Here is a 24,317-nt window from a genome sequence, read left to right as displayed (position 1 = left end):
CGCAACTTTTCACCCGGCACGCGCTCCATAGGCGTATCACACCGGGTAGACCCAGCATGAAACCTCTGATCAAAGTCTTCATCGCCGCCGGCATTGCCGCGGCGCTCGGCACCATCCTGTATGTGGGCAATACCGCGCAGGCGCAGGCGCCGGCTGTGCAATACACCTCGATCAAGGGCCAGCAGACCAGCCAGGCCGCCCTGAAGGGCAAAGTGGTGCTGGTCAATTTCTGGGCCACCAGCTGCACCGGCTGCATGGCCGAGATGCCCAAGCTGATCGAGACGCATAAGAAATACGCCAGCCAGGGTTTCGAAACCGTGGCGGTGGCCATGAGCTATGACCCACCCAATTATGTGGCTGCCTATACCGAGAAGGCCCAGCTGCCCTTCTTCGTGGCACTGGATGTAGATGGCAGCCTGGCCCGCCAGTTCGGCGACGTGAAACTGACCCCGACCACCTTGCTGATCGACAAGCAGGGCAATATCGTCCAGCGCTATCTGGGCGAGCCGGATTTTGGCCAGCTGCATGCCCTGATCGAGGAAAAGCTCAAGGAAGCGTGACCACGCGTATTTTTATGCCAATGTTCTGACGGACGGCCGCTTTTTGCGGCCGTTTGGTTTTTGCAGCGCAGCAGGGGCCGACTAAGCTGAAAGCAGCTTCGAGGAGGGAGCGCGCAATGATTTCCTGGAAAAACCATTTTCTCTATCAGGTCGACTATCAGCACTGGGCCAACGACAAGCTGTTCGAGAGCTGCGACAAGCTGTCCGACGAGGCACGCAAGCGCGATGCCGGCCTGTTCTTCAAGAGCATTCACGGCACGGCCAATCATCTGCTGGTGGTCAATCTGCTCTGGCTGGGGCGCCTGCAGGGCGAACCGAAAGACTACCGGCTTAATCAGCAGATCTTCGAGGACTGGCGTGAGCTGAAGACCGCGCTGAAACAGACGGTGCGCCAGACCCAGCACTGGCTGCAGGCCCAGCCACCCGAGTATTTCGAAGGCGAGCTCGCTTACCGCACCGTGGCCGGGCTAGAGCAACGTGACTGGATACACGATGTGCTCACCCATTTTGTCACCCATTACGCGCACCATCGCGGGCAGATTTCCGGCATCGCCACCCAGCTGGGCGCGCCAGCACCCGAGATGGATTTCATCTACTACCGGCGCGATATGCAGGACAGCGTGGCCAAGGCGGGTATCGCCGCCAATGGCTGATGTTTAGGCATCGCCCAATGAAAAACGCCACCGCGAACGGTGGCGTTTTTATTGGTGCGGAAGGACGCGCTTAGAGGCGAATCGGTGCCGGCTTGGCGGAAACGGCGGCCGGTGCGGCATTGCTCTGGTACTGCTTGAGCTTGCCGTCCCAATCGCGCTTGATCGCAGCATAGGCGGCCAGCTTGATATGGCCATAGCCGCGGATCTGCTGGATCAGGCTTACGATATCGGCCGCCAGGGGCAGCTTCTCGGCGCTGAGCCCGGCCAGCAATGTATCCAAGCCCTGCTCGAACTCGACGATCAGACGGCGTTCCATCTTGCGGTCCTCGGCATAGCCGAACACATCGAGCGCACCGCCACGCAGGCCCTTCAAACGGGCCAGCACGCCAAAGGCGCCCATCACCCAGCTACCGAGCTTGAACTTCTTGGTCTGGCCCTGCTTGGCCAGCCACTGCAGCCAGGTCGGGCCGAGGCTGAAGTTCAGCGTGTACTTGCCATCGAACTGCTCAGCCAGCTGGCGCTGGAACTCGCCATCGCTGAACAGGCGCGCCACCTCATACTCATCCTTATAGGCCAGCACCTTGAAGTAGGCGCGGGCGGCGGCCCAGCTCAGCAGCTCTGATTCGGGCGCCACGCGGCGTTCGGCCAGGCGTACTTTCTCGATCAGGGCGCTGTAGCGGGCAGCATAGCCGGCATCCTGGTACTGGGTCAGGTCGGCCACCCGGCGCGCAATGAACTCGTCCAGGGTCTGGTTGGCCAGCTTGATGGCGGCCTGCACCTGTGGGAAGGCGATCTTCTCCACCCGGATGCGGTCGACGGCGGCATGGCGGCCCCAGACAAAGGCCTGCTGGTTCATCTGCACGGCGGCGCCGTTCAGCTCGATCGCCTGCATGATGGCCGCGCCCGAGACCGGGATCAGGCCCTTCTGCCAGGCGTAGCCGAGCATGAACATATTGGTGGCAATGCTGTCGCCCATCAGCGCGGTGGCGATCTGGGTCGCGTCGACCACGTCGAAATGGCTGTCGCCGACCGCTTGCTTGACGGTGTCCAGCATCGAGCGGGCCGGGAACTGCATATCCGGGTTCTTGGTGAAGTCGCCGGTGGCAGCCTCGAAACCGTTCAGCACCGCATGGGTGTGCTCGCGGCGCATCTTGGCTAGGCAGTCATTGGTGGCGGTGACCACCATATCGCAACCGAGCACGGCATTCGCATCGCCGGCCGCAATGCGTACCGCGTGCAGCTTGGCCTGTTCGCGCGCAAAGCGCAGATGGGTGGTGACGGCGCCGCCCTTCTGGGCCAGGCCGGTCTGGTCGAGCACGGTGGCGCCGATCTCGTCGATGCGTGCGGCCATGCCGAGCACACCGCCGATGGTGACCACGCCGGTGCCGCCCACGCCAGTTACCAGCACGCTCCACGGCGTGTCGAGTATTGGCAGCTTGGGCTCGGGCAGGGCAGGCAGGCTGGCATAGGCTTCCGCCCCCAGCTTGCTGCGCTTGGGTTTGACCTCGCCCTCCAGGGTCACGAAGCTCGGGCAATAGCCCTTCAGGCAGCTGAAGTCCTTATTGCAGGAGCTTTGGTCGATCTTGCGCTTACGGCCGTACTCGGTTTCCAGCGGGATCACGCTCAGGCAGTTCGACTGCTTCGAGCAATCGCCGCAGCCTTCGCACACGCGCTCATTGATCACCACGCGGCGCGGCGGGTCGATCATCTTGCCGCGCTTGCGACGGCGGCGCTTCTCGGCCGCGCAGGTCTGATCGTGGATCAGCACCGTGGTGCCGGGAATCTCGCGCAGCTCGCGCTGGATCCGGTCGAGCTCATCGCGGTGATGCACGGTGATGCCGGCCGCCAGGCCCTGCACGCCCTGGTATTTCTCTGGCTCATCCGAGGTGATGATGATCTTCTGCACGCCCTCGGCTTCCAGCTGACGGGTCAGCATGGGTACGGTCAGCGTGCCGTCCACGGTCTGGCCGCCGGTCATCGCCACCGCATCGTTGTACAGCAGCTTGTAGGTGATATTCGACTTGGCGGCGATCGATTGGCGGATGGCCAGGATGCCGCTATGGAAGTAGGTGCCATCGCCCAGGTTGACGAACACATGCTTGGTATCGGTAAACGGCTGGATACCGGCCCAGGTCACGCCTTCGCCGCCCATCTGGCTGAACATCTTGGTGCCAGGGGTCACCCACATCGCCATGTAGTGGCAGCCGATGCCGGCCAGGGCCAGCGAGCCCTCGGGCAGCTTGGTGCTGGTGTTATGCGGGCAGCCCGAGCAGAAGTAGGGCTGGCGCAGGATGATGTCGCGCGGCTTCTTCAGCGCGTGTTCCTTCTCGTCGAGGAAGCGCAGCCGTTCTTCGATGACCGGGCTGGTGTAGAAGCGGGCGATACGGCTGGCGATCACGCGCGCGATCATGGCCGGGGTCAGCTCGCCGGCGGCTGGCAGCAGCCAGTTGCCTTCCGGCAGCGTCCACTCGCCCTTCTCATCGAACTTGCCGATCACACGTGGGCGCACCGACTCCTGCCAGTTGTACAGCTGCTCCTTGAGCTGGTATTCGAGCACCTGGCGCTTTTCCTCCACCACCAGGATTTCATCGAGGCCCGAGGCAAATGCATGCGTGCCCTCGCTCTCCAGCGGCCAGGTAAGGCCAACCTTGAAGATGCGCAGGCCGATATCGGCAGCCAGCTGCTCATCGATGCCCAGGTCGTCCAGCGCCTGCATCACATCCAGATAGCTCTTGCCGGCGGTCATGATGCCCAGGCGCGGCTTGGGCGAATCGACCACGATCTTGTTCAGGCCGTTGGCGCGCACATAGGCGAGCACGGCGTACAGCTTGTGGTGCAGCAGACGTTCTTCCTGCACCAGGGGCGGATCGGGCCAGCGGATGTTCAGGCCGCCTTCCGGCATCTTGAAATCGGTGGGTAGCTTGACCTGCACGCGCTCGGGGTCGATGTCGACGATGGCCGACGACTCGACCGTGTCGGAAATCGCCTTCAGCGTGACCCAGCAGCCCGAGTAGCGGCTCATTGCCCAGCCATGGATGCCGAAGTCGAGGAATTCCTGCACGCCGGCCGGATTGAGCACCGGCACCATGAAGGCATCAAACGCGTGGTCGGTCTGGTGGGGCAGGGTGGAGGACTTGGCGGCGTGGTCATCGCCGGCGATCAGCAGCACGCCACCGTGAGCCGAGGAGCCGGCCGCATTGCCGTGGCGGATCACATCGCCCGAGCGGTCCACGCCCGGACCCTTGCCGTACCACATGGCGAACACGCCATCGTATTTGGCGCCCGGGAATAGGCCGACCTGTTGCGAGCCCCACACCGCGGTGGCGCCTAGGTCTTCGTTTACGCCGGGCAGGAAGACCACACCGTGCGGGTCGAGGTATTTCTTGGCGCGCGCCAGTTCCTGGTCGAGGCCACCCAGGGGCGAGCCACGGTAGCCGGAGACAAAGCCGGCGGTATTCAGGCCGGCGGCCTGGTCGCGCTGGTGCTGCAGCATGGGCAGGCGCACGAGTGCCTGGGTGCCGGTCATGAAGGCGCGGCCTTGGGCCAGCGCGTACTTATCGTTCAGGGAAATGGTGTTTCCCATGATGTCTCCTTCTTTGGCTGAAGGCCGCTGCTCTGTAGGCGGCGGTCGTGGCTTGCCTTCTTTGTAGCTTGTGGCTGCGTGAAGGGTGGGCAGACGCCCAAATTCGCGCGCATTCTATGCGCATTTTTGAGCAAATGCTCGGCTTATTTGACGTTAACGTCAATTGTGGTTTGCATGTCATTCAAGCAAGTGCTCGATTGACTACTTACTGATTAGTAAGTATCTTGCCTATCAAACAGTTAGCTGGCTGCCATACTGTGTTTGGAAACGCCGCCAGCCGCGAAATTCCCCCAGGCGACACAGATCGCCTTATCCAAATAGCTACCGTTACCGTCTGGAGATACACATGGCACACGCCCGCTACCCGCATCTGCTTGCCCCGCTTGACCTCGGCTTCACCACGCTGAAGAACCGCGTGCTAATGGGTTCGATGCACACCGGCCTGGAAGAGTCGCCGAATGGCTTTGAGCGCATGGCCGCCTTCTATGCCGAGCGCGCGGCTGGCGGTGTGGGGCTGATCGTGACCGGTGGCGTGGCGCCAAATGAGGCGGGCCGTGTGTACGAGGGTGGCGCCATGCTGCATAACGCCGAGGAAGTCGCCCACCACAAGATCGTCACCGATGCGGTGCACGCAGCGGGCGGCAAGATCGCCCTGCAGATCCTGCATACCGGTCGCTACAGCTTCCAACCCAAGCCGGTCGCGCCCTCGCCGATCACCTCGCCGATCGCCTTCTACGAGCCGCTGGAACTGACCGAGGCGCAGATCCTGGAAACCATCGAGGAGTTCGCGCGCTGCGCGGCACTGGCCAAGGAGGCCGGTTACGACGGCGTGGAAGTGATGGGCAGCGAGGGTTATCTGATCAACCAGTTCATCGCCGAAAAGACCAATAAGCGCACCGACCGCTGGGGCGGCAGCTTCGAGAACCGCATGCGCTTCCCGGTCGAGACCGTGCGCGCGGTGCGCGAGAAGGTCGGTACCGACTTCATCATCATCTACCGCCTGTCCATGCTCGACCTGGTCGACAATGGCTCGGTGCTGGAGGAAACCATCCAGCTGGCCAAGGCCGTGGAAGCGGTCGGCGCCACCATCATCAATACCGGCATCGGCTGGCATGAGGCACGCATCCCCACCATCGCCACCATGGTGCCGCGCGCCGGCTTCACCTGGGTGACCAAGAAGCTCAAGGGCCATGTGGGCATTCCGCTTATCACCACCAACCGCATCAATATGCCGGACACGGCTGAAGAGGTGCTGGCCCGTGGCGACGCCGATATGGTGTCGATGGCACGCCCTTTCCTCGCCGATAGCGAATGGGTGAAGAAGGCCGAGGAAGACCGTGCGCTCGATATCAATACCTGCATTGGCTGCAACCAGGCCTGCCTCGACCATATCTTCCAGGCCAAGATGACCTCTTGCCTGGTCAACCCGCGCGCCTGCCACGAGACCGAGCTCAACTACACCCCGACCGCGCAGAAGAAGAAGCTGGCCGTGGTTGGCGCCGGCCCGGCCGGCATGGCCTTCGCGTCGGTAGCCGCCGAACGTGGCCATGAAGTGACCCTGTTCGAAGCCAGCCATGAGCTGGGTGGCCAATTCAATGTGGCCAAGAAGGTGCCGGGCAAGGAGGAGTTCCACGAGACGCTGCGCTACTTCAAGCGCAAGCTCGACCAGACCGGGGTGAAGATCCGCCTCAACCACCGCGCTGTACCGGCCGAGCTGGAAGGCTTCGACGAGGTGGTGTTGGCCACCGGTATCCGTCCGCGCCAGCTCGACATCCCCGGCATCGACCACCCCAAGGTCCTCAGTTACCTCGATGTGCTGCGCCACGAGAAGCCGGTGGGCAAGGCCGTGGCCATCATCGGCGCGGGCGGCATCGGCTTCGATACCGCCGAGTACCTGACCCACGAAGGTGTGCCGACCAGCCTTGATACCGATGCCTTCCTGCGTGAATGGGGCATCGACAAGACCCTGACCCAGAGGGGTGGCCTGGCCCCGCAAGGCGCACAGCCGCATGCTTCGCCGCGTCAGGTGTGGCTGCTGCAGCGCAAGGCCTCCAAGGTGGGCGACGGGCTGGGCAAGACCACCGGCTGGATTCACCGCCAGAGCCTGAAGATGAAGCAGGTGGAAATGCTCTCCAGCGTGAGCTACGAGAAGATCGACGATGCCGGCCTGCATATCCGCATCAAGGACAAGGCCCAGGTCCTGCCGGTGGATAATGTGATCATCTGCGCAGGCCAGGAACCCTTGCGGGAGCTGGAAGAAGCGCTGAAGGCCAAGGGCAAGACCGTGCACCTGATCGGTGGCGCTGATGTGGCGGCGGAACTCGACGCCAAGCGCGCGATCAATCAGGGCTCGCGCCTCGCCGCCGTGATCTGATCCTCCTTGATGTCGAGGTAAGCACAACGGGCCTGCGGGCCCGTTGCGCGTTTGACGGCCGCACGGCGATACTGCCCATCCCCCTTGGAGGAGCCTCCCATGCAGCTCAGCAGCCAAAGTTTTCAGGCCGGCCAGCCTATTCCTGGCGAGTTCGCCTTTGCCGTGATCGACCCGGCCAGCCATGTGCGTCTGTCCAGCAACCGCAATCCGCAGCTGAGTTGGCAGGATGTACCGGCCGGCACGCGCTCGTTTGCGCTGATCTGTCACGACCCCGATGTGCCAAGCAGCGGCCAGGATGTGAACCAGACCGGGCGCGAAGTGCCGGCCACCTTGCCACGCGTGGATTTCTTCCACTGGACCTTGATCGATCTGCCCGCCAGCCAGCGCGAGATCGCCGCTGGCAGCCATAGCCGCGCCGTCACGCCGCGCGGTAAGCCCGGCCCCACGTGCGCCGATGGCCTGCGGCACGGCCTGAACGACTACACCGGCTGGTTCGCGGGCGACGCGGACATGGGTGGCGACTACTACGGTTACGACGGCCCCTGTCCACCGTGGAACGACGCCATCGTCCACCACTATGTGTTCACCCTGTATGCGCTTGATGTGGACCAGTTGAAGCTGGATGGTCCAGTGACCGGGCCGGCCGTGCGCGCGGCCATCCAGGGCCATGTGCTCGACCAGGCCAGCTTGGTTGGCACCTATACGCTGAACCCGAGGCTGGCCTGATGGGGCTGGGCCGGCTGCCGTCGTGGGCTTGGGGCGCGCTGCTGCTGGCTGCGCCAGCCCAGGCCGCGCCGCTCGGGCCGACCCAGTGCCTGGAAATCGCCGAGGACAGTACGCGCCTGCGTTGCTACGACCAGGCCATGGGGCGCGCGTTGCCGGCCGAGCCTGCGGTGAGCGAGGCCGCAGTGCCCGCCCCCGTCCCCAAGCCCGATATGGCCAGCCAGCTCAGCGCGCGGCCCAGCGACACGCCGGCCAAGCAGTCCCTGCTCGATAGCGCCTGGGAGCTGGAACCGAGCAGCAAGCTCGGCACCTTCGTGCTGCGTTCCTACCGGCCCACCTATGTGCTGCCCTTCTTTCATACCGCCCAGCCCAATGGCAGCCCCAGCAGCCGCGACAATGCGCCGCTGCCGACGGCGATCAGCCAGCAGCAGCGCACCGAGGCCAAGTTCCAGCTCAGCCTGAAGACCAAGCTCGCGCAGAATCTGTTCGAGGACAATGGCGATATCTGGCTCGGCTTTACCCAGACCTCGCGCTGGCAGGTCTACAACCGCGACAGCTCGCGCCCTTTCCGCGAGACCAACTACGAGCCGGAGGCCGCGCTGGTGCTGCGCAGCAACTACCACGTGCTCGGCTGGCATGGCCGTCTGCTTTCGCTCGGGCTCAACCATCAGTCGAATGGGCAAAGCCAGCAGCTATCACGCAGCTGGAACCGCGTCACGGCGGGTGTAGGCTTGGAAAAGGATGGCTGGAGCGTGCTGCTGCGCCCCTGGTGGCGAGTGCGTGAATCGGCGCGCGACGACGATAACCCCGATATCGAGAACTACCTGGGCCGCGGCAGCCTCACCATCAGCAAGCTGCACGATGCGCAATGGTTCAGCCTGATGGCGCGCCATTCCTTGCGCACGGGCGCGGAATCGCGCGGCGCGCTGCAGTTCGACTGGGGCTTTCCGATCAAGGGCAATCTGAAGGGCTATCTGCAGCTCTTCCATGGCTATGGCGAAAGCCTGGTCGACTACAACCACCGCGCCACCTATCTGGGCCTGGGTTTCTCGCTGATCGACGGCAATTAAGCACCGGCCGTGGCGGTGCGAGCCGCCGAGCGGCCGCATCACGCCAGGCGGCTGATGCCTGGCCTAGGCGTGTTCGAGCAGCAGGTTTTCCAGCTGGCTCAGCCGCGCGCGTTCCAAGGGCTCGGCGGCGGCACGGGCGCCCAGGCGTTCATCGTGCTCGGGGCGCAAGCTCAGCCGCACCAGGCTGCCCTCCTCGTAGAAGGCCAGCGTGGTGTGGCCGGAGGGGGGTGATTCAACCCGGTAATCGATGCCCAGATTCAGGCAGCGGATCTCGACTGCCTTGGCGTCGTCCGAGTAGATGACCAGATTGATGTCCGAATGCGGGCCGGCCAGGCCAGACAGCACCGAGCCGACCAGATAGGGCTTGAACTCGGCGAACAGGCGCATTGCGCTCAGCGCTTTCTGACGCAGCGCGCTGACGACCTGACCATGACGGGGGGAAAACAGATTGCGGTACTCGCGCAGCGCGGCCTCGATCTCGTCGTTGCCGGGCAGGTTCTTGCCCTCAGGCAGACCGAGCCTGCGTGCTGCCTTGCGCTTGGCCGTGCCGAAGTCGTCGATATGCTCCTCGGCCATCAGCCTGGCGGCCAGGTGCACGATTTGCTCTCTTGCCCCGCGAGGGGATCGGTCCCGGTTATGCATGCTGTCTCCTTGGGTGGGGCTAGCGCAGGGATCGGGCCGGCAGGCAGTGGCCGGCCTGTTTAGCGTACCGCATACGCGGGCCGATTTCATGCCCGTGTGGCGCGTGTTGCAGCCATGTACCGCTGGCAGCTTGGCATGCGCGCATTACACTGCGCCTTCTCGTCTTCCTAGCGTAAAGCGCACACCGTGACCGCCGAGCAACTTGCTGACCTGCACTGGCTGCTAAGCGCCCCCGCGCTGCTGGCCGACGCTGCCTTGCCCGAGGGTGTGCTGCAGGGCAGTGCCAGCCTGGGCGAGCGCTGGTGGCAGGCCCTGCCGCAGGCGGAGCTGGCCAGTTTGGCCTTGCCCGGCACCGACGGCTTTCGCCTCGGGCGCTATGCCGAATCCCTGCTGCAGCTCGCCCTGCAGCAGCTGCCTGGGCATCAGCTGCTGGCCAGCCAGCTGCCGGTGCGTAGCGAGGGCCTCAGCCTGGGTGAAATCGACTATCTGTTGCGTCCACCCGACGGGCCGCTGCTGCATATCGAGCTGGCGGTGAAGTTCTTCATTGCCCTGCCCACCGAGCGCGGCCTCGTGTATGTGGGCCCTGGCCTGCGCGATGCGCTGGAACTCAAGCTCGCGCGCCTGTTCGCCCACCAGCTGCAGCTGGCCCAGTGGCCGGCCGGGCGCCAGGCCCTGGCCACCGATGCCCCTATCCAGCCCATGGCCTGGCTGCGCGGTAGGTTGTTCTACCGCGAGCTGGATGAAGCTGCCCCAGCCCTGCTGGCGGCCGACCATTTGCGCGGTTGGTGGCGCTGCTGGGGCGAAGCCTTGCCACAGCAACGGGCCGACAGCCTGTGGCGCGCGCTGAACAAGCCCGATTGGCTGGGCCTGCGCGCACCAGACGATCAGGCACTGCCGCTAGCCGACTGGCAGGCGCAGGCCGCCCTGCATTTTCAGCACCAGCACTGGCCGCTGCAGGTGGCCGAGTACGCGCCGCCCGCTGAGGGTGGCGCCGAGCTGGCGCGCGGCATGCTGCTGCCGGCGGGCTGGCCCAGCCCGGCCATGCTGAGCAGCCTGCTGGCGCGCATTGCCGCCTTGCCTGATCAGTAAGTTGCGCATCACTTCCCGGCCTGGTTGAGGGCTGCGGCTACCATTCATGCCGCCCGGCTGCAGCCCGTCGCAGCGCGCGCGGCCTTCCCTGGCAAGCTGAGTACAATGTTCGCCCCGATGACCTCCGGACCACACGCCATGCGCGACGAACTGCACCCCAACCCGTTGCTGCAGACCTGGGGCACCCCCTACGGCCTGCCCCCTTTCGACCGCGTGGCGGCCGAACATTTCCTGCCCGCCTTCGATGTGGCCATGCCCGCTCATCTGGCCGAGCTCGATGCGATTGCTGCGCAGACCGAGCCGCCGAGCTTCGCCAATACCGTGGCCGCCTTCGATGGCACGGGCCGCCTGCTCAAGCAGGTCGAGCTGCTATTCAGCAATCTGTGCAGCAGCGAAACCTCGCCCGCCCTGCAGGCCATCGAACGCGACATGGCGCCGCGCCAAGCCGCGCACGATAGCGCCATCTATATGCATGCCGGCCTGTTCGCCCGCATCGATGCGCTGTACCGCGACCGTGCCGGCCTTGGCCTGGATGCCGAGCAGCTGCGCCTCTTGGAGCGCGTGCATCTCGATTTCGTGCGCGCCGGCGCCAAGCTCGATGCGGCGGCCAAGACCCGCTATGCGGCGGTGATGAGCGAGCTGGCCGAGCTGTGCACGCAGTTCAGCCAGCATGTGCTGGCCGACGAGGCGGCCTTTGCGCTCGAACTGCAGTCGGAAGCCGATCTGGCCGGCCTGCCCGAGTTCGTGCGCGCCGCCGCACGCAATGCGGCCAGTCAGTGTGGCCTGCCTGAAGGCAGCCATGTGATCACGCTGTCGCCTTCCATTGCTGAACCCTTCCTGACCTTCTCGGCGCGTCGCGATCTGCGCGAAACCATCTGGCGTGAGCGGGTGGCGCGCGGCGCCCATGCCGGCGAGCGCGACAACCGCCCGGTGGCGGCGCGCATCGTGGCGCTGCGTCAGCAGCAGGCCGCCATTCATGGCTATGCCAACTATGCCAATTACGAGCTGGCCGACCGCATGGCGGGCACGCCGGCCGCGGTGCTGGGTCTGCTCGAGCAAGCCTGGCAGCCAGCGCTGGACAAGGCGGCCGAGGACAGACTGGTGCTGGAGGCCAAGGCGCGCGCGCTGGGCCTGCCCACGCCGATTGCCGCCTGGGACTGGCGCTATCTGGCCGAGCTGGTACGCCAGGAGCAATACCAGCTCGACGATGCCGAGCTCAAACCTTACTTCACGCTGGAAAACATGCTGGCCGCCATGTTCGACTGCGCGGGTCGCCTATTCGGCCTGGAGTTCGTCGAGCAGCACGGCATCCCGCTCTATCACCCTGATGCACGCCTGTGGGAAGTACGTCGTCAAGGCCAGCTGATCGGCGTGTTCATCGGCGACAACTTCGCCCGCCCGAGCAAGCGCAGCGGCGCCTGGATGAGCATCTTCCGCAGCCAGTCCGGCCTCGCTGGCGGCACCCTGCCCATCGTCATCAATAACAATAACTTCGCCAAGGCCGATACCACGCTGCTCAGCTTTGACGATGTGCGCACGCTGTTCCACGAATTCGGCCATGGTCTGCATGGGCTGCTGTCGCAAGTGCGTTACGAGCGCCTGGCCGGCACCCAAGTGCTGCGCGATTTCGTCGAGCTGCCCTCGCAGATCTTCGAGAACTGGGCCGAGGAAGAGCAGGTGCTGCAAAAGCATGCGCGCCATTACCAGAGCGGTGAAGCTATCCCCGCCGCGCTGCTGGCCAAGCTGCGTGCCGCGCGCCAGTTCGACCAGGCCTGGGCCACCATCCAGTACGTAGGCCCGGCCTTGATCGATATGGCCCTGCATGCGCTGCCCAATGGCACGCCGGTCGATATCGCCGCCTTCGAAGCCGAGCAGTGCGCGCGCCTCGGTGTGCCCTCGGATATTGGCCAGCGCCACTACCTGAGCCACTTCGGCCACCTGTTCGCCGGGCCGTGGTATGCGGCGGGCTACTATGTGTATATGTGGGCCGAGGTGCTGGACGCCGACGGCTACGAGGCCTTTGTCGAGGCGGGCGACCCGTTTGACGCGGCCACCGCCGAGCGCCTGTTCACCCATATCTACAGCGCCGGCAATAAGCAGGACCCGGTTGAGGCCTACCGTGCCTTCCGCGGCCGCGACCCCGAGGTGGCGCCGATGCTGAAGAAGCGCGGGCTGATTGCCGCATGAGCCCGGCCGAACTCGCCCAAGGCCAGCTTGACGCCTACAACGCCCACAATCTGGAACGCTTCCTCGGCTTCTACGCCGAGGACGTGGTCGGTTATGTGTTTCCCGACCAGCCGCTGTTTGAGGGCAAGGCGGCCATGCGCGCACGCTATGCGCAGATCGTCTTTCCCGGCAGCACGGTGCACGCGGCCGTGCCGCAGCGCATCGTGCAGGGCAAGCGGGTCATCGACCATGAAACGGTAACAGGCCACCCGCTATTCGGCGAAAGCCGCGTCACCGTCATCTACGAGGCTGAGGACGGGCTGATCCGCAAGCTGTGGATGCTGCGCTAGCCGGGCCGGGCGGCCGCCCTGGCTTGCTATAGTCGGAGCGTCGTCCACCTCCATCCGGGCAAAGGAAGACCCGCATGTTTGAAGCCGCCGAACTCGGCCACAAGATCAGCAAGGCCGAGTACAAGACCCGTGCGCCCTTGCTGCGCGAAGCGCTGCTGGAAGCCCAGTACGAGCTGAAGGAGCAGGCGCGCTTTCCGGTGGTGATCCTGATCAATGGCGTGGATGGCGCGGGTAAGGGCGAGACGGTTAATCTGCTCAATGAATGGATGGACCCGCGCCTGATCGACACCCATGCCTTTGCCGAAGCGGGGGCCGAGGAGGCGCTGCATCCGCCCATGTGGCGCTACTGGCGCGCGCTGCCGGCCAAGGGGCGCATCGGCATCCTGTTCGGTTCCTGGTACACCGATCCGATCCATCGTCAGGTGGCCGGCAAGGGCGATGCGGCACGCCTAAACAGCCAACTCGATGCGCTGGTGCGTTTCGAGACCATGCTGGCCGAGGAGGGCGTGCTGCTGCTCAAGTGCTGGTTTCATCTGAGCAAGCAGGCGCAGAAGCAGCGCCTGAGCGAGCTCGAACAGGACCCGCGTACCCGCTGGCGGGTGGGTGAGCGCGACTGGGCCAATCTCAAGCAGTACGGGCGTTTCCGTGCGGTGGCCGAGCAGGTGCTGATGCGCACCAGCACCGGTGCCGCGCCCTGGGTGGTGGTGGATGGCGAGGACGAACGCTACCGCAGCCTGACCGTGGGCCAGCTGCTGCTCGATGCACTGCGCCAGCGCCTGGCCCAGGCATTGCCCAGCCATGCCCTGTGCGCGCCCTTGCGCCCGCCGCTAGATGGCGTGCGCGTGCTGGACCGCCTGCAACTGCTGCAGCCCATGAGCAAGGCCGACTATGGCCATGAGCTGGAAACCCTGCAGGGGCGGCTGAATGCGCTCAGCCGCCACCCCAAGCTGCGCGAGCGTGCGGTGGTGCTGGTGTTCGAAGGCAATGACGCGGCCGGTAAGGGTGGGGCGATCCGCCGGGTCACCGCGGCGCTCGATGCACGCCACTACCGTGTGCACCCAATTGCCGCGCCCAGCGAAGACGAGCTGGCCCAGCCCTATCTGTGGCGCTTCTGGCGCCGCCTGCCCAAGCGCGGCAAGTTCGCGCTGTTCGATCGCTCCTGGTATGGCCGGGTGCTGGTCGAGCGGGTCGAGGGCTATGCGGCCGAAGCCGACTGGCTGCGTGCCTATGCCGAGATCAACGACTTCGAGCAGCAGCTGCACGAGGCCGGCACCCTGGTGCTGAAGTTCTGGCTGGCCATCGATGCGGACGAGCAGCTCAAACGTTTTCAGGCGCGCGAGCAGACCGGCTTCAAGCGCTTCAAGATCACCCCGGACGACTGGCGCAACCGCGAGAAATGGCCGCAATACGCAGAGGCGGTGCACGATATGGTCGAACGCACCAGTACGCCGCATGCGCCGTGGATTCTGGTCGAGGCGAACAATAAGTACTACGCGCGCATCAAGGTGCTGCGCAGCATCTGCAGCGCCATGGAGGCGCAGCTAGGCTGAGCCGCTGACAGCACCCTGTCAGCAGGTGGCGCGCAAGCTGGGGCTGTCCGACCCGCCGGGTCTTCGCCGGAGCAAAATCCATGTCCTTCAGCCCCTTGCAGGGCGGCTGCCAGTGCGGCGCCGTCCGTTACCAGATCGAGGCCGCGCCGCTGCTGACCGCGCTATGTCATTGCAGCATGTGTCGGCGCGCGCATGCCGCGCCGGCCGTGGCCTGGGCCATGTTTGCCCAGGGTGCTGTGCGCTTCGTGCAGGGCGAAGCGGCGCGCTATGCGTCCTCCGCCGAGGCCTGCCGTCATTTCTGCGCGCGCTGCGGTAGTCAGCTCGCCTTCACGGCCGACTATCTGCCCGGCCTGATCGATATCGCCATCGGCAGCCTCGATACGCCCGAGGTGATGGCGCCCAGCCTGCACTACTGGGAATCGCGCCGCCTGCCCTGGCTGCAACTGCACGACGGCCTGCCGCGCTATGCCGAGTTTCCGCCGCAAGAATAGGTGCGCCCGCCATGCTGGCCTAAAATGGCGCCTTTCCCGCCTGTTGAGCCACGCATGTCATCTCCCTCTTCCCCCCGCATTGCCATCATCGGCGCCGGCCCGGCCGGGCTGATGGCGGCCGAGGTACTGGCCCAGGCCGGCCACGCGGTCAGCGTGTACGACGCGATGCCCTCGGTGGGACGCAAGTTCCTGCTCGCCGGGGTAGGGGGCATGAATATCACCCACTCGGAAGCGCTGGCGCCCTTCCTGGGCCGCTATGCCGAGCGCGAGGCCGATATCGCGGCGCTACTGGCCGACTTCAGCCCCGAGGCATTGCGCGAGTGGATACATGGCCTGGGTATTGCCACCTTCGTTGGTAGCTCGGGGCGGGTGTTCCCCACCGATATGAAGGCCGCGCCGCTGCTGCGTGCCTGGCTGCACCGGCTGCGTACGGCCGGTGTGCAGCTGCAGGTGCGCCACCGCTGGCTGGGCTGGACTACCGAGGGCGAATTGCGCTTCGCCACGCCCGAGGGCGAAGTCGCCGTGCGCGCCGACGCCACGGTGCTGGCCCTGGGTGGCGCCAGCTGGCCACGGCTCGGTTCGGATGGCCAGTGGCAGCCGCTGCTGGCCGAGCGGGGTGTGGATATCGCGCCGCTCAAGCCGGCCAACTGCGGCTTCGAGGTGGATTGGAGCCCGCATCTGCGCGAGAAGTTTGCCGGCGCGCCGCTGAAGACGGTGGCGCTGCGTTTTTGTGCCGCAGACGGCCAGAGCGAGTACAAGGCTGGCGAGTTCGTGATCAGCGAGCAGGGCGTGGAAGGCAGCCTGATCTATGCGTTCGCGGCCCGCCTGCGCGAGCAGATTGCCGAGGTCGGCAGTGCCTGTATCGAAGTCGATCTCTTGCCTCAGCACAGCGCCGAGCGTGTCCTGGCCGAGGTCAGCCATCCGCGCGGTGCGCGTTCGCTGTCCAGCCACCTGCAAAGCCGCCTTGGCCTCAGTGGCGTGAAAACCGCGCTGCTCTACGAATGCCTGAGCAAGCCGGCCCTGCAGGACCCGGCCCAGCTGGCTGCGGCCATCAAGGCCCTGCCCATCCGCCTGCAGCGCCCACGCCCGCTGGCCGAGGCGATCAGCACGGCCGGCGGCGTGCGCTTTGAAGCGCTGGATGCCGGCCTGATGCTGCGCGCGCTGCCCGGCGTGTTCTGCGCGGGCGAAATGCTCGACTGGGAAGCGCCGACCGGCGGCTATCTGCTCACCGCCTGCTTCGCCAGCGGCCGCGCCGCTGGGCAGGGTGTGCTGCGCTGGCTTGCTACGGCCTGATCCGCCCCCATCTACTGCGCTGTCTTCCTGCCCCGAAAGTGTCCCGTATGCGCCAAGCCGTCGATCTGAACAAAGCCTACCGTCTGCTCAACCATGGCCCCACCGTGCTGGTGTCCAGCGCGCATGGCGGGCGGCAGAATGTAATGGCCGCTGCCTGGAGCATGCCGCTCGATTTTTCGCCGCCCAAGGTCTGCGTGGTCATCGACAAAAACACGCTGACGCGCGAACTGGTGGAGGCCAGCGGCGAGCTGGTGCTGAATATCCCCGCGCGCAGCCTGGCTGCTGCTACCGAGGCCGTGGGCACGCACAGCGGGCGCGATGGCGATAAGTTCGCCGAGTTCGGCCTGGGCCACAGCCCGGCCAGCCTGGTGGGCGCGCCACTGCTGGACGGCTGCCTGGCCTGGCTGGAATGCAAGGTGATCGTGGAGCGGCATAACCAGGATGCCTATGACCTGTTTATCGCCGAAGTGGTGGCCGCCTGGGCCGATCCGCGCGACTTCAGCGAAGGCCACTGGCATTTCGAAGCCGGGCGTGAGCGCTCGATCCACTATGTGGCCGGCGGCACTTTCTTCGAAACCGGCGCCGAGTTCAGCGTCAAATAGGGGGCACTTCGCGCTGCAAAGGTGCCAGGGTGTGCGACGCGCTGGTCGCGAGGCCACGGTTTAGTGCTTACTGACGCGACCAATCGGTCGGTCTTGCATCAAATCGGCCAACACCGCCTCCAGTAGCTCGGTATGCGGGACAAAGTCGGGCGGTGCTTGGTCCCAGAAGTCGTGCGTGGCCTCGAGATGCACACCGCTGACAAATACCTTGCCCTGGCCGTAGGAGAACATCGCTGCCGCAATGCCCGCAGGATGCTGCACCCTGCCCTTGGTGGCCAGATAGGTCGCCCACACTTCGCTGCGTTCCTTGCTGGGCAACAAGGTCATGACTGAACCAGCCTGAAAGTAAGCGCCAAACGTCATCTGCTTGGGCAACCAATGTACGGGCTCAATCCGCTCAATGGCATCTTCGCCCGCGAAGTTGTCGGCCTCCATCTTGGCAAGATTCAGGGCATCAAAGGCAAACTGTTCGTCCTCGTACCTTGCCTGGGCAATGATGGCCCCGCCGCAAATCCCGGCATAGCGGCCACCGGCATGTACCCACTGTTGAATGGCGCGTATGGACTGCGCGCTCATGGCCTGGCTGCCACCTTGGGCCCAGGCGCGCAGATCATCCTCGGTACCCGGTATCAGAAATACCGAGCGCGGCGGCAAAGACTTCAGTGCTTTGGGGATATCCGCCCACCGCCGGATGACCCGTGACTCGGGCGCCAATGCTTGCAGCGCAGGTGTCTTTGGCTTGCGGATCAGGTCGAGCACCGGTTGTTCGCACCCTGAGCAAACCGGCGCGCCCGCATAAACGAGAACGACCGGGCGCAAGGCCGATGGCTTCGCAGCCTGTACGGTGGCATTCGGCGTCGCCGCCAGGGCGGGCAAGGCCCCAAGCAAGCAGGCCCATAAGCGCCAAGCTGCGCGGTGCATCGTGTTGTCTCCTTGAATGAAAGCGCTTGGATGATGGGTGAGTGGCTCGCGCCGTGCACCGACGCCAAGCTGCGGTATGGCTTCAATCCAGCGCATCGCGCGGCGCGCCATAGGCGCGTAGCGCGGCCTGCAGCGTCTGCTCGCGGCTGGGGGTGAAGGTCTGGAGGAGCACGTCTATGGTTTCGATGCGGTCGAGGCGGAACTGGCGGTGTGCATTGCGCAGCTCGCACCAGGCGATCAGCGTCCACACCTTGCCCCAGAAGAACAGGCCCAGCGGCCACACATCGCGCTGGTCGGCCTGGCCATCGGGCTTGCGGTAGTAGAGCCGCACCACCTGGCGTTTGTCGATGGCGCCGCGCAATGGCGCGAATGCCGCCTCGTGCTGGCCGGGGAAGGCCGGCGCGTGCAGCGGGGTCATGCCACGCTGTATCTCGGCTGGCAGCACGCTGCGTATCTTGGCCAGTGCCGATTCGGCCGCGCGCGCCAGCTGCGGGTCACTCCAGGCTGCCACCATCTCTGCACCCAGGCGCAGGGCGGCCAGTTCTTCGCGGTCGAACATCAGCGGCGGTAAATCGAGCTTGTGGCGCAGCACATAACCGACCCCGGCTTCCCCTTCGATCGGCACCCCAGAGAGGCACAGATCGCGCACATCGCGATAAATGGTGCGCTCGGATACCTCGAGCCGCTCGGCCAGCCAGCGTGCCGTGGTCAGGCGTCGGCCGCGCAGGAACTGCACAATCTGGAACAGGCGGTCGGCACGGCGCATGGCGGGCTTTCTTCGGACGGATGGGGCGGCAGTCTGCCCTGTCGCCCCCTGGGCTTCAATGCCGAAGCGCGCTTAGTGTGGGCTGTGCAGACCGACGCTATTGCCCTCGCTATCGCGCAGGATGGCAATCGAGCCGATATCGGCGCGCAGGAAGGTCTTCGGCATCAGGATCGCCCCGCCAGCCGCCTCAACCCGGCTCAGCACAGCGTCCAGATCAGGCGCATTCAGGTAGACGAGCGTGCCATTGGCCTGCGGCTGCTGGTGCGGGCTCTTCACCAGCGCACCGCCGATGCCGTGTTCGCCATGCGGCAGTATGGCCATATGCATCTCGCCAAAGCTGTCATCGCGCTGCAGCGCAACGCCCAGCACGGTCTGATAGAAGCGCTGAGCGCGGTCAAGGTCATGGGTGGGTAGTTCGAACCAGTTCACGGCATGCATGGGTTTTCCTCCTGATGCGGTCTCGGGCTGAGACCGTGCCATGCATGCTAGGCCGGGGGTGCTGACAGCGTGTTGTCAGCAGGGGCGGGTTCAGGGCGCGCTGCGTATCCGCTTGACCACCTCATCCGCCAGCGCGTTCGGCACCGGGATGGTTAGGTGGTATTGCTCGATCTTCCAGTTGCCTGCCACGCGGCGCAGCACGCCGGTGCCGCGGCAGACGCCCAGGCTGGCGTTATCGAGCAGTTCATCGAAGGACGCATGCTGGCCGTCGGCGGACACATTCACCTGGCGCGCGGTCTTGGTATAGGTCCAGCCGCGTCCACGGTCGAAATGCGGCTTGGCGTAGGCCTGGAACTCGGCCACCGTCCAGCGTTCGCTGGCATCGGTGCCAATAAACACCGCGTCCGGCGCGAACAGGCCGAAGTAGTCGTCGAAACGCGCTTCGGCCGCGGCGCGGTGGAAGTGGTCGAGCACCGTGCTGACTTCCTCGACCGGATTGGCATGGGCGCTGTGCAGGCCAATGAATAGACCAGTCAGCAGCAGGGTGCGTGCGAGCGACATCGGGGCTTCCTCTGCGTCAAGCGCGGTTTAGACGTGCAGCAGCACCATCTTCAGTGGGTGCTTGCCATCGGGGCTCGGGAAGTCGCTGTCCGGGGTGATCCATTCGAATTCGCGCACCGGGCGGCCGGCCTTGGCCGCGCTGCGCTGCAGCTGGTCGAGCCAGGCTTCGGCCTCCACCTGGGCCACATTATTGCAGCAGAAGATGCTGCCGCCTTCCTTGGTGGCCAAGAGGGCCGGCTTGAAGACCGAGGCGTAGTCATTGACCAGATCGACCACCCCGAACAGGCTCTTGGCGTAACGCGGCGGGTCGAGGAAGACCAGGTCGAACTGGCGCGCTTCCAGTACCGGGAACGGCGGCATGCGCTTGCCGCGCACCATCTTGGGCTGGCCAATGCCGGCCAGCTGGCGCACGGCCGGGAATACATCGCTGTGCACGAAGCGCGGCCGGGTGGCCAGCGTGTTCAGGCGGGCGTTTTCCTTGCCGACTATGATGCTCGATTCGGCGAAATCCACATTCATCACGAAGCGTGCGCCGGCCTTGGCGGCGGCAATGCCCACGCCCGAGGTATAGGCGAATAGATTGAGCACTTCCTTGCCGGCGGCTTCCTGCATCACGCGGCGGCGGCCGGCGCGCAGGTCGAGGAAGAGCCAGGGGTCCTGACCGCTGTGCCGGCCCTGGATACGGTAGCTGACGCCCAGCTCGCGCGCCTCGCGCGGCAGCATGGCGGCTTCCAGCTCGGGTCCGCTCAGCGGATTGCGGATGCGCGAGTTGGCCTCGCTGCGGTCGTTGTAAACGGTGGCCAGGCCAGGCAGCACCTCGGCGTAATAGGTGCTGATGCTGGCCAGCTCGGTGTCGCTGAGCGGGGTGTGGAAGGTCTGCACCAGCAAGAGGTCGCCGTAGCGGTCCACGGTCAGGCCGGACACGCCTTCCACGCTGCCGTGGAACAGGCGGTAGGCATTGGTGTCTTCGGCGTGCAGCTGTGCAAGCAGCGCGCTACGTTGGGCAAAGGCGGTGGCCAGCAGGCTGCGCAGATCGGTGGACATACAGAAAACTCCGCGGCCGCCCACAGGCGGCCGTTGCTAATGATTGATGCGCGATTGTACCGGGCTGGCGGGTTTTTCCCGCGCCGACTTTGCCGCGCCAGCGTGAATCAGCCGAACAGCTTGCCGCCCAGCAGCGAGGCGGCCTGGCCGAGCACATCGCCGCCCTCGGCCGGCACTTGGCCATTCGGGGTCAGCTTGTCCACGATCTGCGGCAGCCATTGCGATACCGTGCTGGCCGCCTCGGCCGGCGAAATGCCCAGCTTGGCAGCAATATCGGCCACTGGCCCGCTGCCCAGTACGGCCTGAATCTGCTCGGGCGAGATATTCAGGTTCTGGCCAGTGCCGACCCAGGAGCTGACCACCTCGCTCAGCCCACCTTGCTGGAACTGCTGCACCAGGCCCGCCACGCCGCCCTGCTGCTCAAGCAGGCTGCTGACTGCCTGCAGCGCGCCGCCCGCTTGTTCATTACCGCCCAGCAAACCACCGATCTGATCGAAGAGGCTCATATATTGCTCCAGTCTATTGCCCCGTCGGGGCAGGGAAAGAATCAGGCTAGCCTAGACCGCGCGCCGCCCGACCGCAATGGCGGCCGTCCCGCCGCAGGCTGTCGGTACGGCCGCCATGGGCAGGATAGTGGCAAGATGGCGTACTATCGCGCCCCATGCTTTTTCGCCGCCAGGATGCCCCCATGACCGACAATGCCCCGCTGACCCCCAAGCCCTGCAAGAAATGCGGCGCACCTGGCCAGGTGATGAAGGCCGGTTCGAACCGCCACTGGGTCGAATGCGCCAAGTTTGGCCGCAACGGCAATTGCAATGTGATCAGCGCCGCCGTGGGCAGCCGCAAGGCGGCCATCCAGGACTGGAACGCCCACTGCGCGAAGTAGGCGCATTGCCCGCATGCCCTTCACCCTGGCTCAGCCCGCGCATAGCACGCTGGAGATCAAGAAAAGCCGCTTCATCTGCTGCGTGGAGCCGGTGCGCGACCGCTCGGCGGCCCAGCTGCGCGTGGCGGCGCTGAAGGCCGCGCACCCGGGCGCCGTGCATGTGTGCTGGGCGCTGCTGGCCGGCGGGCAATCGGCCGCGGTGGATGACGGCGAGCCGTCCGGAACGGCCGGCATGCCGATGTTGAATGTCTTGCGTCACCAGGAACTGGACGGCGTGCTAGCCACCGTGGTGCGTTATTTCGGCGGGGTGAAGCTGGGCGCGGGCGGCCTGGTGCGCGCCTACACCGATGCGGTGGCCCAGGCCCTGCTGCAGGCCGACAAGGTAGCGCTACAAAAGCGCGTCGCGCTGCGCTGCCGCGTGCCCTATGCGTTGGAAGGCCTGCTGCGCCGCCAGCTGGCCGCGGCCGGTGCCAGCGATCTGGTGGTCGCGCATGCTGGCCTGGTCGACTTTGCCTTCAGTCTGTTGGAAAGCGAACGCAGCCGCCTCGTGGCTGAGCTGAATGAGGCCTGCCACGGCCAGCTCGCCTGGCTGGCAGTGGACTAAGCCGGCGCGCTAGCCGCGCAGCTGCGGGTCGAGCAGCGTACCCGTATCGATTGCATAACCTTCCCCATAGCGGCAAGCCAGTTGCTGCACTTGCGCGCGCAGCGCCGGGCTATCGATATGGGTGGCAATCAGCTGCGCATCGCTGGCTGCCGTGCTGGCCAGCAGACTTTTCCACAGCTGTTCGTGCAGCGCGGCCTCGCTGCCGCGCAGGCCTTGCGCATTGAGCTTGATCCAGCGCCAGGGCAGGCCGGCCAGCTGGGCAAAGGTCAGCGTGCGCGCATCCACCTTGTCCAGCGCAAGCTGCACGCCCATGGCCTGCAGCCCATACAGATTGATCTGCAGCTGGCCGTCTTCGCGCAGCGCGGCGGCGGGGATTTCCAGCACCAGCCGCCCGGCTGGCAAACCGCTTTGCTGCAGGGCCTGGCTAACCTGGGTGGTCAGCTGGCGGTGCTGCAGCTGGGCCAGCGAGAGATTGATCGCCACGGCCGGCGCCATTTGGGCGTCAGTGGCCGACCAGGCGGCGGCTAGCTGGCAGGCCTGGGCAATGATCCACTGCCCGAGCGCGATGATCTGGCCATTGCTCTCGGCGATATGGATGAAGTCACGTGCCGGCAGGTAGTCGCCCTCGGGCTGACGCCAGCGCAGAAACGCTTCCTGCAGCACGACCTGGCCGTTATCCAACTGCTGGACGGGTAGTAGCTGGATAGCCAGCTCGGCACGTTCAGCCAAGCCTGGCATGCGCCGGTCCAGCGCCATTTCCTTGCTGCACAGCTGGTTCGCCGCCTCGGCATAGAAGCGGAACTGGCCCTTGCCGGCATGCTTGGCCACATACATCGCGCTATCGGCCTGCTTGAGCAGGGTGGCCGCATCATTGCTGTCACTCGGATAGATGGCGATACCGACACTGGCACCTACCTGATGCTCGCGGCCATCGAAGGGCACCGGCGTGCAGGCGGCCGCGATCAGCTTACGCGCGATGCCGGCCACAGCGCGCTCGTCGGCCACATCCTCGGCCAGCACCACGAACTCGTCACCGCCGATGCGCGCCACGATATCGCTCTCGCGCAGCAGCTCGGTAAAGCGGCTGGCAATGGTCTTCAGCACCGCATCGCCGGCGGCATGGCCCTCGCTGTCATTGATGGTCTTGAAATTGTCGAGGTCGATGAAGATCAGCGCGACCTTGGCCTCGTGGCGGCGCGCGCGCGACTGCACCTTGGCTAGCGCCTGCTGCAGGCCGGCACGGGTGGGCAGGCCAGTCAGATCGTCGCTGCCGCTCAGCTGGCGCAGGCGCTGCTCGCTCTGGTGGAAGGCATCCATCTGGCGCCCCAGCTCGCTGCGCGCCTCGGTCAGCAGGGTCATCTGCTCCTGCAGGCGTTGCTCAGCCAGCAGGGTGCGGCGCTGCAAGCGCCACCAGATCAGGCCGACCAGGCTGCTGGAAGCCAGGCCAAACCAGAACCAGAGCGGCAGGAAGCTGCCCTGACCGTTGCCGGATGCGGGCTGCGGCGCCACGGCTGGTGGCTGGCTGAACAGGGTAGCGCTGTTTTCCAGCACCCAGAATTCGCGCCCATGCTGGTCGAGGAACCAGTACTGGTCATTCGGCACATTCTTCAGCTCGCCCCGGTGCAGCACGAAGCCGAAGGTCTTGCCGCCCGGCACGATGGGCACGTCGAAATACACACCGAAGGCATCCTGACCGCTGGCGGCAAATGGGGCGGTCCAGCTGACTTGGGCGCTGGGCTGCAGATCATTGCCCCATAGGTGCAGGCCCCAGCCCGAGTAGTCGGCGTTATCGCGGTGGAAATGGATGCGGACGGTATCGGGCGGCAGGCTGCTGGCCTGGCTGGGCAGGCACAGGCCGATCAGCAGCAGGCAAAGCAGCCAGGCTCGCCACAGGACGGGGTGGGGATGGCGCAATCTGTCACTCCGGGGTGGATTCAGGTTCTATGACCCA

23 protein-coding genes are annotated in these 24,317 nt (G+C 65.4%); 14 read left to right on the top strand and 9 right to left on the bottom strand.

From position 1 onward, the window contains the following. Positions 1–56: 56 nt before the first annotated feature. Positions 57–560: a TlpA family protein disulfide reductase gene (locus tag BT173_RS15330; RefSeq protein ID WP_072429536.1), complete on the top strand. Its 504-nt coding sequence runs from the start codon at positions 57–59 to the stop codon at positions 558–560. 116 nt (positions 561–676) lie between these two features. Continuing rightward, positions 677–1,213, top strand: a complete 537-nt coding sequence (locus BT173_RS15325) for a DinB family protein (RefSeq protein ID WP_072429535.1) — start codon at positions 677–679, stop codon at positions 1,211–1,213. 70 nt (positions 1,214–1,283) lie between these two features. On the opposite strand, the gene BT173_RS15320 is transcribed toward BT173_RS15325, so the two are convergent. Next, positions 1,284–4,796: an indolepyruvate ferredoxin oxidoreductase family protein gene (locus tag BT173_RS15320; RefSeq protein WP_072429534.1), complete on the bottom strand. Its 3,513-nt coding sequence runs from the start codon at positions 4,794–4,796 to the stop codon at positions 1,284–1,286. Positions 4,797–5,142: 346 nt separating this feature from the next. Here BT173_RS15320 and BT173_RS15315 point away from each other — a divergent pair, with 346 nt between their 5' ends. From BT173_RS15315 to BT173_RS15305, 3 genes are all read left to right on the top strand, one after another. Continuing rightward, the gene (locus tag BT173_RS15315) at positions 5,143–7,170 is read left to right on the top strand and encodes an NADPH-dependent 2,4-dienoyl-CoA reductase (protein ID WP_072429533.1); all 2,028 of its coding nucleotides are present in this window, start codon (positions 5,143–5,145) and stop codon (positions 7,168–7,170) included. Between the two features lie 99 nt (positions 7,171–7,269). Continuing rightward, positions 7,270–7,896 carry a YbhB/YbcL family Raf kinase inhibitor-like protein gene (locus tag BT173_RS15310; RefSeq protein WP_072429532.1) on the top strand — a complete coding sequence of 209 codons (627 nt, stop codon included), beginning with the start codon at positions 7,270–7,272 and terminating at the stop codon, positions 7,894–7,896. Further along, positions 7,896–8,963, top strand: coding sequence for a phospholipase A (locus tag BT173_RS15305; protein ID WP_139256184.1), 1,068 nt, complete (start codon positions 7,896–7,898; stop codon positions 8,961–8,963). The genes BT173_RS15310 and BT173_RS15305 overlap by 1 nt, the downstream gene beginning before the upstream one ends. A gap of 63 nt (positions 8,964–9,026) precedes the next feature. Here BT173_RS15305 and BT173_RS15300 read toward each other — a convergent pair whose 3' ends face one another. Further along, positions 9,027–9,560 (bottom strand): nucleotidyltransferase family protein, encoded by a 534-nt coding sequence (locus BT173_RS15300; RefSeq protein ID WP_139256183.1) that lies wholly within the window; start codon positions 9,558–9,560, stop codon positions 9,027–9,029. Between the two features lie 231 nt (positions 9,561–9,791). On the opposite strand from BT173_RS15300, the gene BT173_RS15295 reads away from it, so the two are divergent. The 7 genes from BT173_RS15295 to BT173_RS15265 all read left to right on the top strand — a co-directional run bounded on the left by BT173_RS15295 (position 9,792) and on the right by BT173_RS15265 (position 17,146). Beyond that, positions 9,792–10,694: a DUF1853 family protein gene (locus tag BT173_RS15295; protein ID WP_072429530.1), complete on the top strand. Its 903-nt coding sequence runs from the start codon at positions 9,792–9,794 to the stop codon at positions 10,692–10,694. A 138-nt stretch (positions 10,695–10,832) separates the two neighbouring features. Beyond that, the gene (locus BT173_RS15290; protein ID WP_139256182.1) at positions 10,833–12,881 is read left to right on the top strand and encodes a M3 family metallopeptidase; all 2,049 of its coding nucleotides are present in this window, start codon (positions 10,833–10,835) and stop codon (positions 12,879–12,881) included. After that, entirely contained in the window at positions 12,878–13,210 is a 333-nt protein-coding gene (locus BT173_RS15285) for a nuclear transport factor 2 family protein (RefSeq protein WP_072429529.1), read from the top strand. The genes BT173_RS15290 and BT173_RS15285 overlap by 4 nt, the downstream gene beginning before the upstream one ends. Before the next feature lie 74 nt (positions 13,211–13,284). Continuing rightward, positions 13,285–14,760 (top strand): polyphosphate:AMP phosphotransferase, encoded by a 1,476-nt coding sequence (gene pap, locus BT173_RS15280; protein WP_072429528.1) that lies wholly within the window; start codon positions 13,285–13,287, stop codon positions 14,758–14,760. 80 nt (positions 14,761–14,840) lie between these two features. Further along, positions 14,841–15,251, top strand: a complete 411-nt coding sequence (locus tag BT173_RS15275; protein ID WP_072429527.1) for a GFA family protein — start codon at positions 14,841–14,843, stop codon at positions 15,249–15,251. Between the two features lie 54 nt (positions 15,252–15,305). Beyond that, complete coding sequence (locus BT173_RS15270; RefSeq protein ID WP_072429526.1) at positions 15,306–16,544, top strand: TIGR03862 family flavoprotein; 1,239 nt, start codon at positions 15,306–15,308, stop codon at positions 16,542–16,544. Positions 16,545–16,591: 47 nt separating this feature from the next. Beyond that, complete coding sequence (locus BT173_RS15265; protein ID WP_072429525.1) at positions 16,592–17,146, top strand: flavin reductase family protein; 555 nt, start codon at positions 16,592–16,594, stop codon at positions 17,144–17,146. 60 nt (positions 17,147–17,206) lie between these two features. On the opposite strand, the gene BT173_RS15260 is transcribed toward BT173_RS15265, so the two are convergent. From BT173_RS15260 to BT173_RS15235, 6 genes are all read right to left on the bottom strand, one after another. Further along, entirely contained in the window at positions 17,207–18,163 is a 957-nt protein-coding gene (locus BT173_RS15260; RefSeq protein ID WP_217651486.1) for a hypothetical protein, read from the bottom strand. Next, positions 18,150–18,833: a helix-turn-helix transcriptional regulator gene (locus BT173_RS15255; protein WP_072429523.1), complete on the bottom strand. Its 684-nt coding sequence runs from the start codon at positions 18,831–18,833 to the stop codon at positions 18,150–18,152. Before BT173_RS15255 ends, BT173_RS15260 begins: the two co-directional genes overlap by 14 nt. Before the next feature lie 72 nt (positions 18,834–18,905). Beyond that, positions 18,906–19,271, bottom strand: coding sequence for a VOC family protein (locus BT173_RS15250; protein ID WP_072429522.1), 366 nt, complete (start codon positions 19,269–19,271; stop codon positions 18,906–18,908). A gap of 90 nt (positions 19,272–19,361) precedes the next feature. Then, positions 19,362–19,832, bottom strand: coding sequence for a nuclear transport factor 2 family protein (locus tag BT173_RS15245; protein WP_072429521.1), 471 nt, complete (start codon positions 19,830–19,832; stop codon positions 19,362–19,364). Positions 19,833–19,859: 27 nt separating this feature from the next. After that, positions 19,860–20,876: a class I SAM-dependent rRNA methyltransferase gene (locus BT173_RS15240; protein WP_072429520.1), complete on the bottom strand. Its 1,017-nt coding sequence runs from the start codon at positions 20,874–20,876 to the stop codon at positions 19,860–19,862. 107 nt (positions 20,877–20,983) lie between these two features. Next, positions 20,984–21,382: a YidB family protein gene (locus BT173_RS15235; RefSeq protein WP_072429519.1), complete on the bottom strand. Its 399-nt coding sequence runs from the start codon at positions 21,380–21,382 to the stop codon at positions 20,984–20,986. A gap of 182 nt (positions 21,383–21,564) precedes the next feature. Here BT173_RS15235 and BT173_RS15230 point away from each other — a divergent pair, with 182 nt between their 5' ends. Both BT173_RS15230 and BT173_RS15225 read left to right on the top strand, forming a co-directional pair. After that, positions 21,565–21,762, top strand: a complete 198-nt coding sequence (locus tag BT173_RS15230) for a hypothetical protein (protein WP_072429583.1) — start codon at positions 21,565–21,567, stop codon at positions 21,760–21,762. Between the two features lie 13 nt (positions 21,763–21,775). Further along, entirely contained in the window at positions 21,776–22,366 is a 591-nt protein-coding gene (locus BT173_RS15225; RefSeq protein ID WP_072429518.1) for an IMPACT family protein, read from the top strand. A gap of 9 nt (positions 22,367–22,375) precedes the next feature. Here the strand turns inward: BT173_RS15225 and BT173_RS15220 are convergent, their stop codons facing one another. Next, positions 22,376–24,280 (bottom strand): diguanylate cyclase domain-containing protein, encoded by a 1,905-nt coding sequence (locus BT173_RS15220; RefSeq protein ID WP_072429517.1) that lies wholly within the window; start codon positions 24,278–24,280, stop codon positions 22,376–22,378. Between the last annotated feature and the right edge of the window lie 37 nt (positions 24,281–24,317).

The sequence above is a fragment of the Chitinimonas taiwanensis DSM 18899 genome (assembly GCF_900119825.1).
GTDB classification, from domain to species: domain Bacteria; phylum Pseudomonadota; class Gammaproteobacteria; order Burkholderiales; family Chitinimonadaceae; genus Chitinimonas; species Chitinimonas taiwanensis.
This window is presented reverse-complemented; position numbering and strand designations above follow the sequence as displayed.

Coding starts and splice junctions, on each gene's coding strand:
- BT173_RS15330 (WP_072429536.1), top strand. CDS start 57: ATGAAACCTCTGATCAAAGTCTTCATCGCCGCCGGCATTGCCGCGGCG.
- BT173_RS15325 (WP_072429535.1), top strand. CDS start 677: ATGATTTCCTGGAAAAACCATTTTCTCTATCAGGTCGACTATCAGCAC.
- BT173_RS15320 (WP_072429534.1), bottom strand. CDS start 4,796: ATGGGAAACACCATTTCCCTGAACGATAAGTACGCGCTGGCCCAAGGC.
- BT173_RS15315 (WP_072429533.1), top strand. CDS start 5,143: ATGGCACACGCCCGCTACCCGCATCTGCTTGCCCCGCTTGACCTCGGC.
- BT173_RS15310 (WP_072429532.1), top strand. CDS start 7,270: ATGCAGCTCAGCAGCCAAAGTTTTCAGGCCGGCCAGCCTATTCCTGGC.
- BT173_RS15305 (WP_139256184.1), top strand. CDS start 7,896: ATGGGGCTGGGCCGGCTGCCGTCGTGGGCTTGGGGCGCGCTGCTGCTG.
- BT173_RS15290 (WP_139256182.1), top strand. CDS start 10,833: ATGCGCGACGAACTGCACCCCAACCCGTTGCTGCAGACCTGGGGCACC.
- BT173_RS15285 (WP_072429529.1), top strand. CDS start 12,878: ATGAGCCCGGCCGAACTCGCCCAAGGCCAGCTTGACGCCTACAACGCC.
- pap (WP_072429528.1), top strand. CDS start 13,285: ATGTTTGAAGCCGCCGAACTCGGCCACAAGATCAGCAAGGCCGAGTAC.
- BT173_RS15275 (WP_072429527.1), top strand. CDS start 14,841: ATGTCCTTCAGCCCCTTGCAGGGCGGCTGCCAGTGCGGCGCCGTCCGT.
- BT173_RS15270 (WP_072429526.1), top strand. CDS start 15,306: ATGTCATCTCCCTCTTCCCCCCGCATTGCCATCATCGGCGCCGGCCCG.
- BT173_RS15265 (WP_072429525.1), top strand. CDS start 16,592: ATGCGCCAAGCCGTCGATCTGAACAAAGCCTACCGTCTGCTCAACCAT.
- BT173_RS15260 (WP_217651486.1), bottom strand. CDS start 18,163: ATGCGCTGGATTGAAGCCATACCGCAGCTTGGCGTCGGTGCACGGCGC.
- BT173_RS15255 (WP_072429523.1), bottom strand. CDS start 18,833: ATGCGCCGTGCCGACCGCCTGTTCCAGATTGTGCAGTTCCTGCGCGGC.
- BT173_RS15250 (WP_072429522.1), bottom strand. CDS start 19,271: ATGCATGCCGTGAACTGGTTCGAACTACCCACCCATGACCTTGACCGC.
- BT173_RS15245 (WP_072429521.1), bottom strand. CDS start 19,832: ATGTCGCTCGCACGCACCCTGCTGCTGACTGGTCTATTCATTGGCCTG.
- BT173_RS15240 (WP_072429520.1), bottom strand. CDS start 20,876: ATGTCCACCGATCTGCGCAGCCTGCTGGCCACCGCCTTTGCCCAACGT.
- BT173_RS15235 (WP_072429519.1), bottom strand. CDS start 21,382: ATGAGCCTCTTCGATCAGATCGGTGGTTTGCTGGGCGGTAATGAACAA.
- BT173_RS15230 (WP_072429583.1), top strand. CDS start 21,565: ATGACCGACAATGCCCCGCTGACCCCCAAGCCCTGCAAGAAATGCGGC.
- BT173_RS15225 (WP_072429518.1), top strand. CDS start 21,776: ATGCCCTTCACCCTGGCTCAGCCCGCGCATAGCACGCTGGAGATCAAG.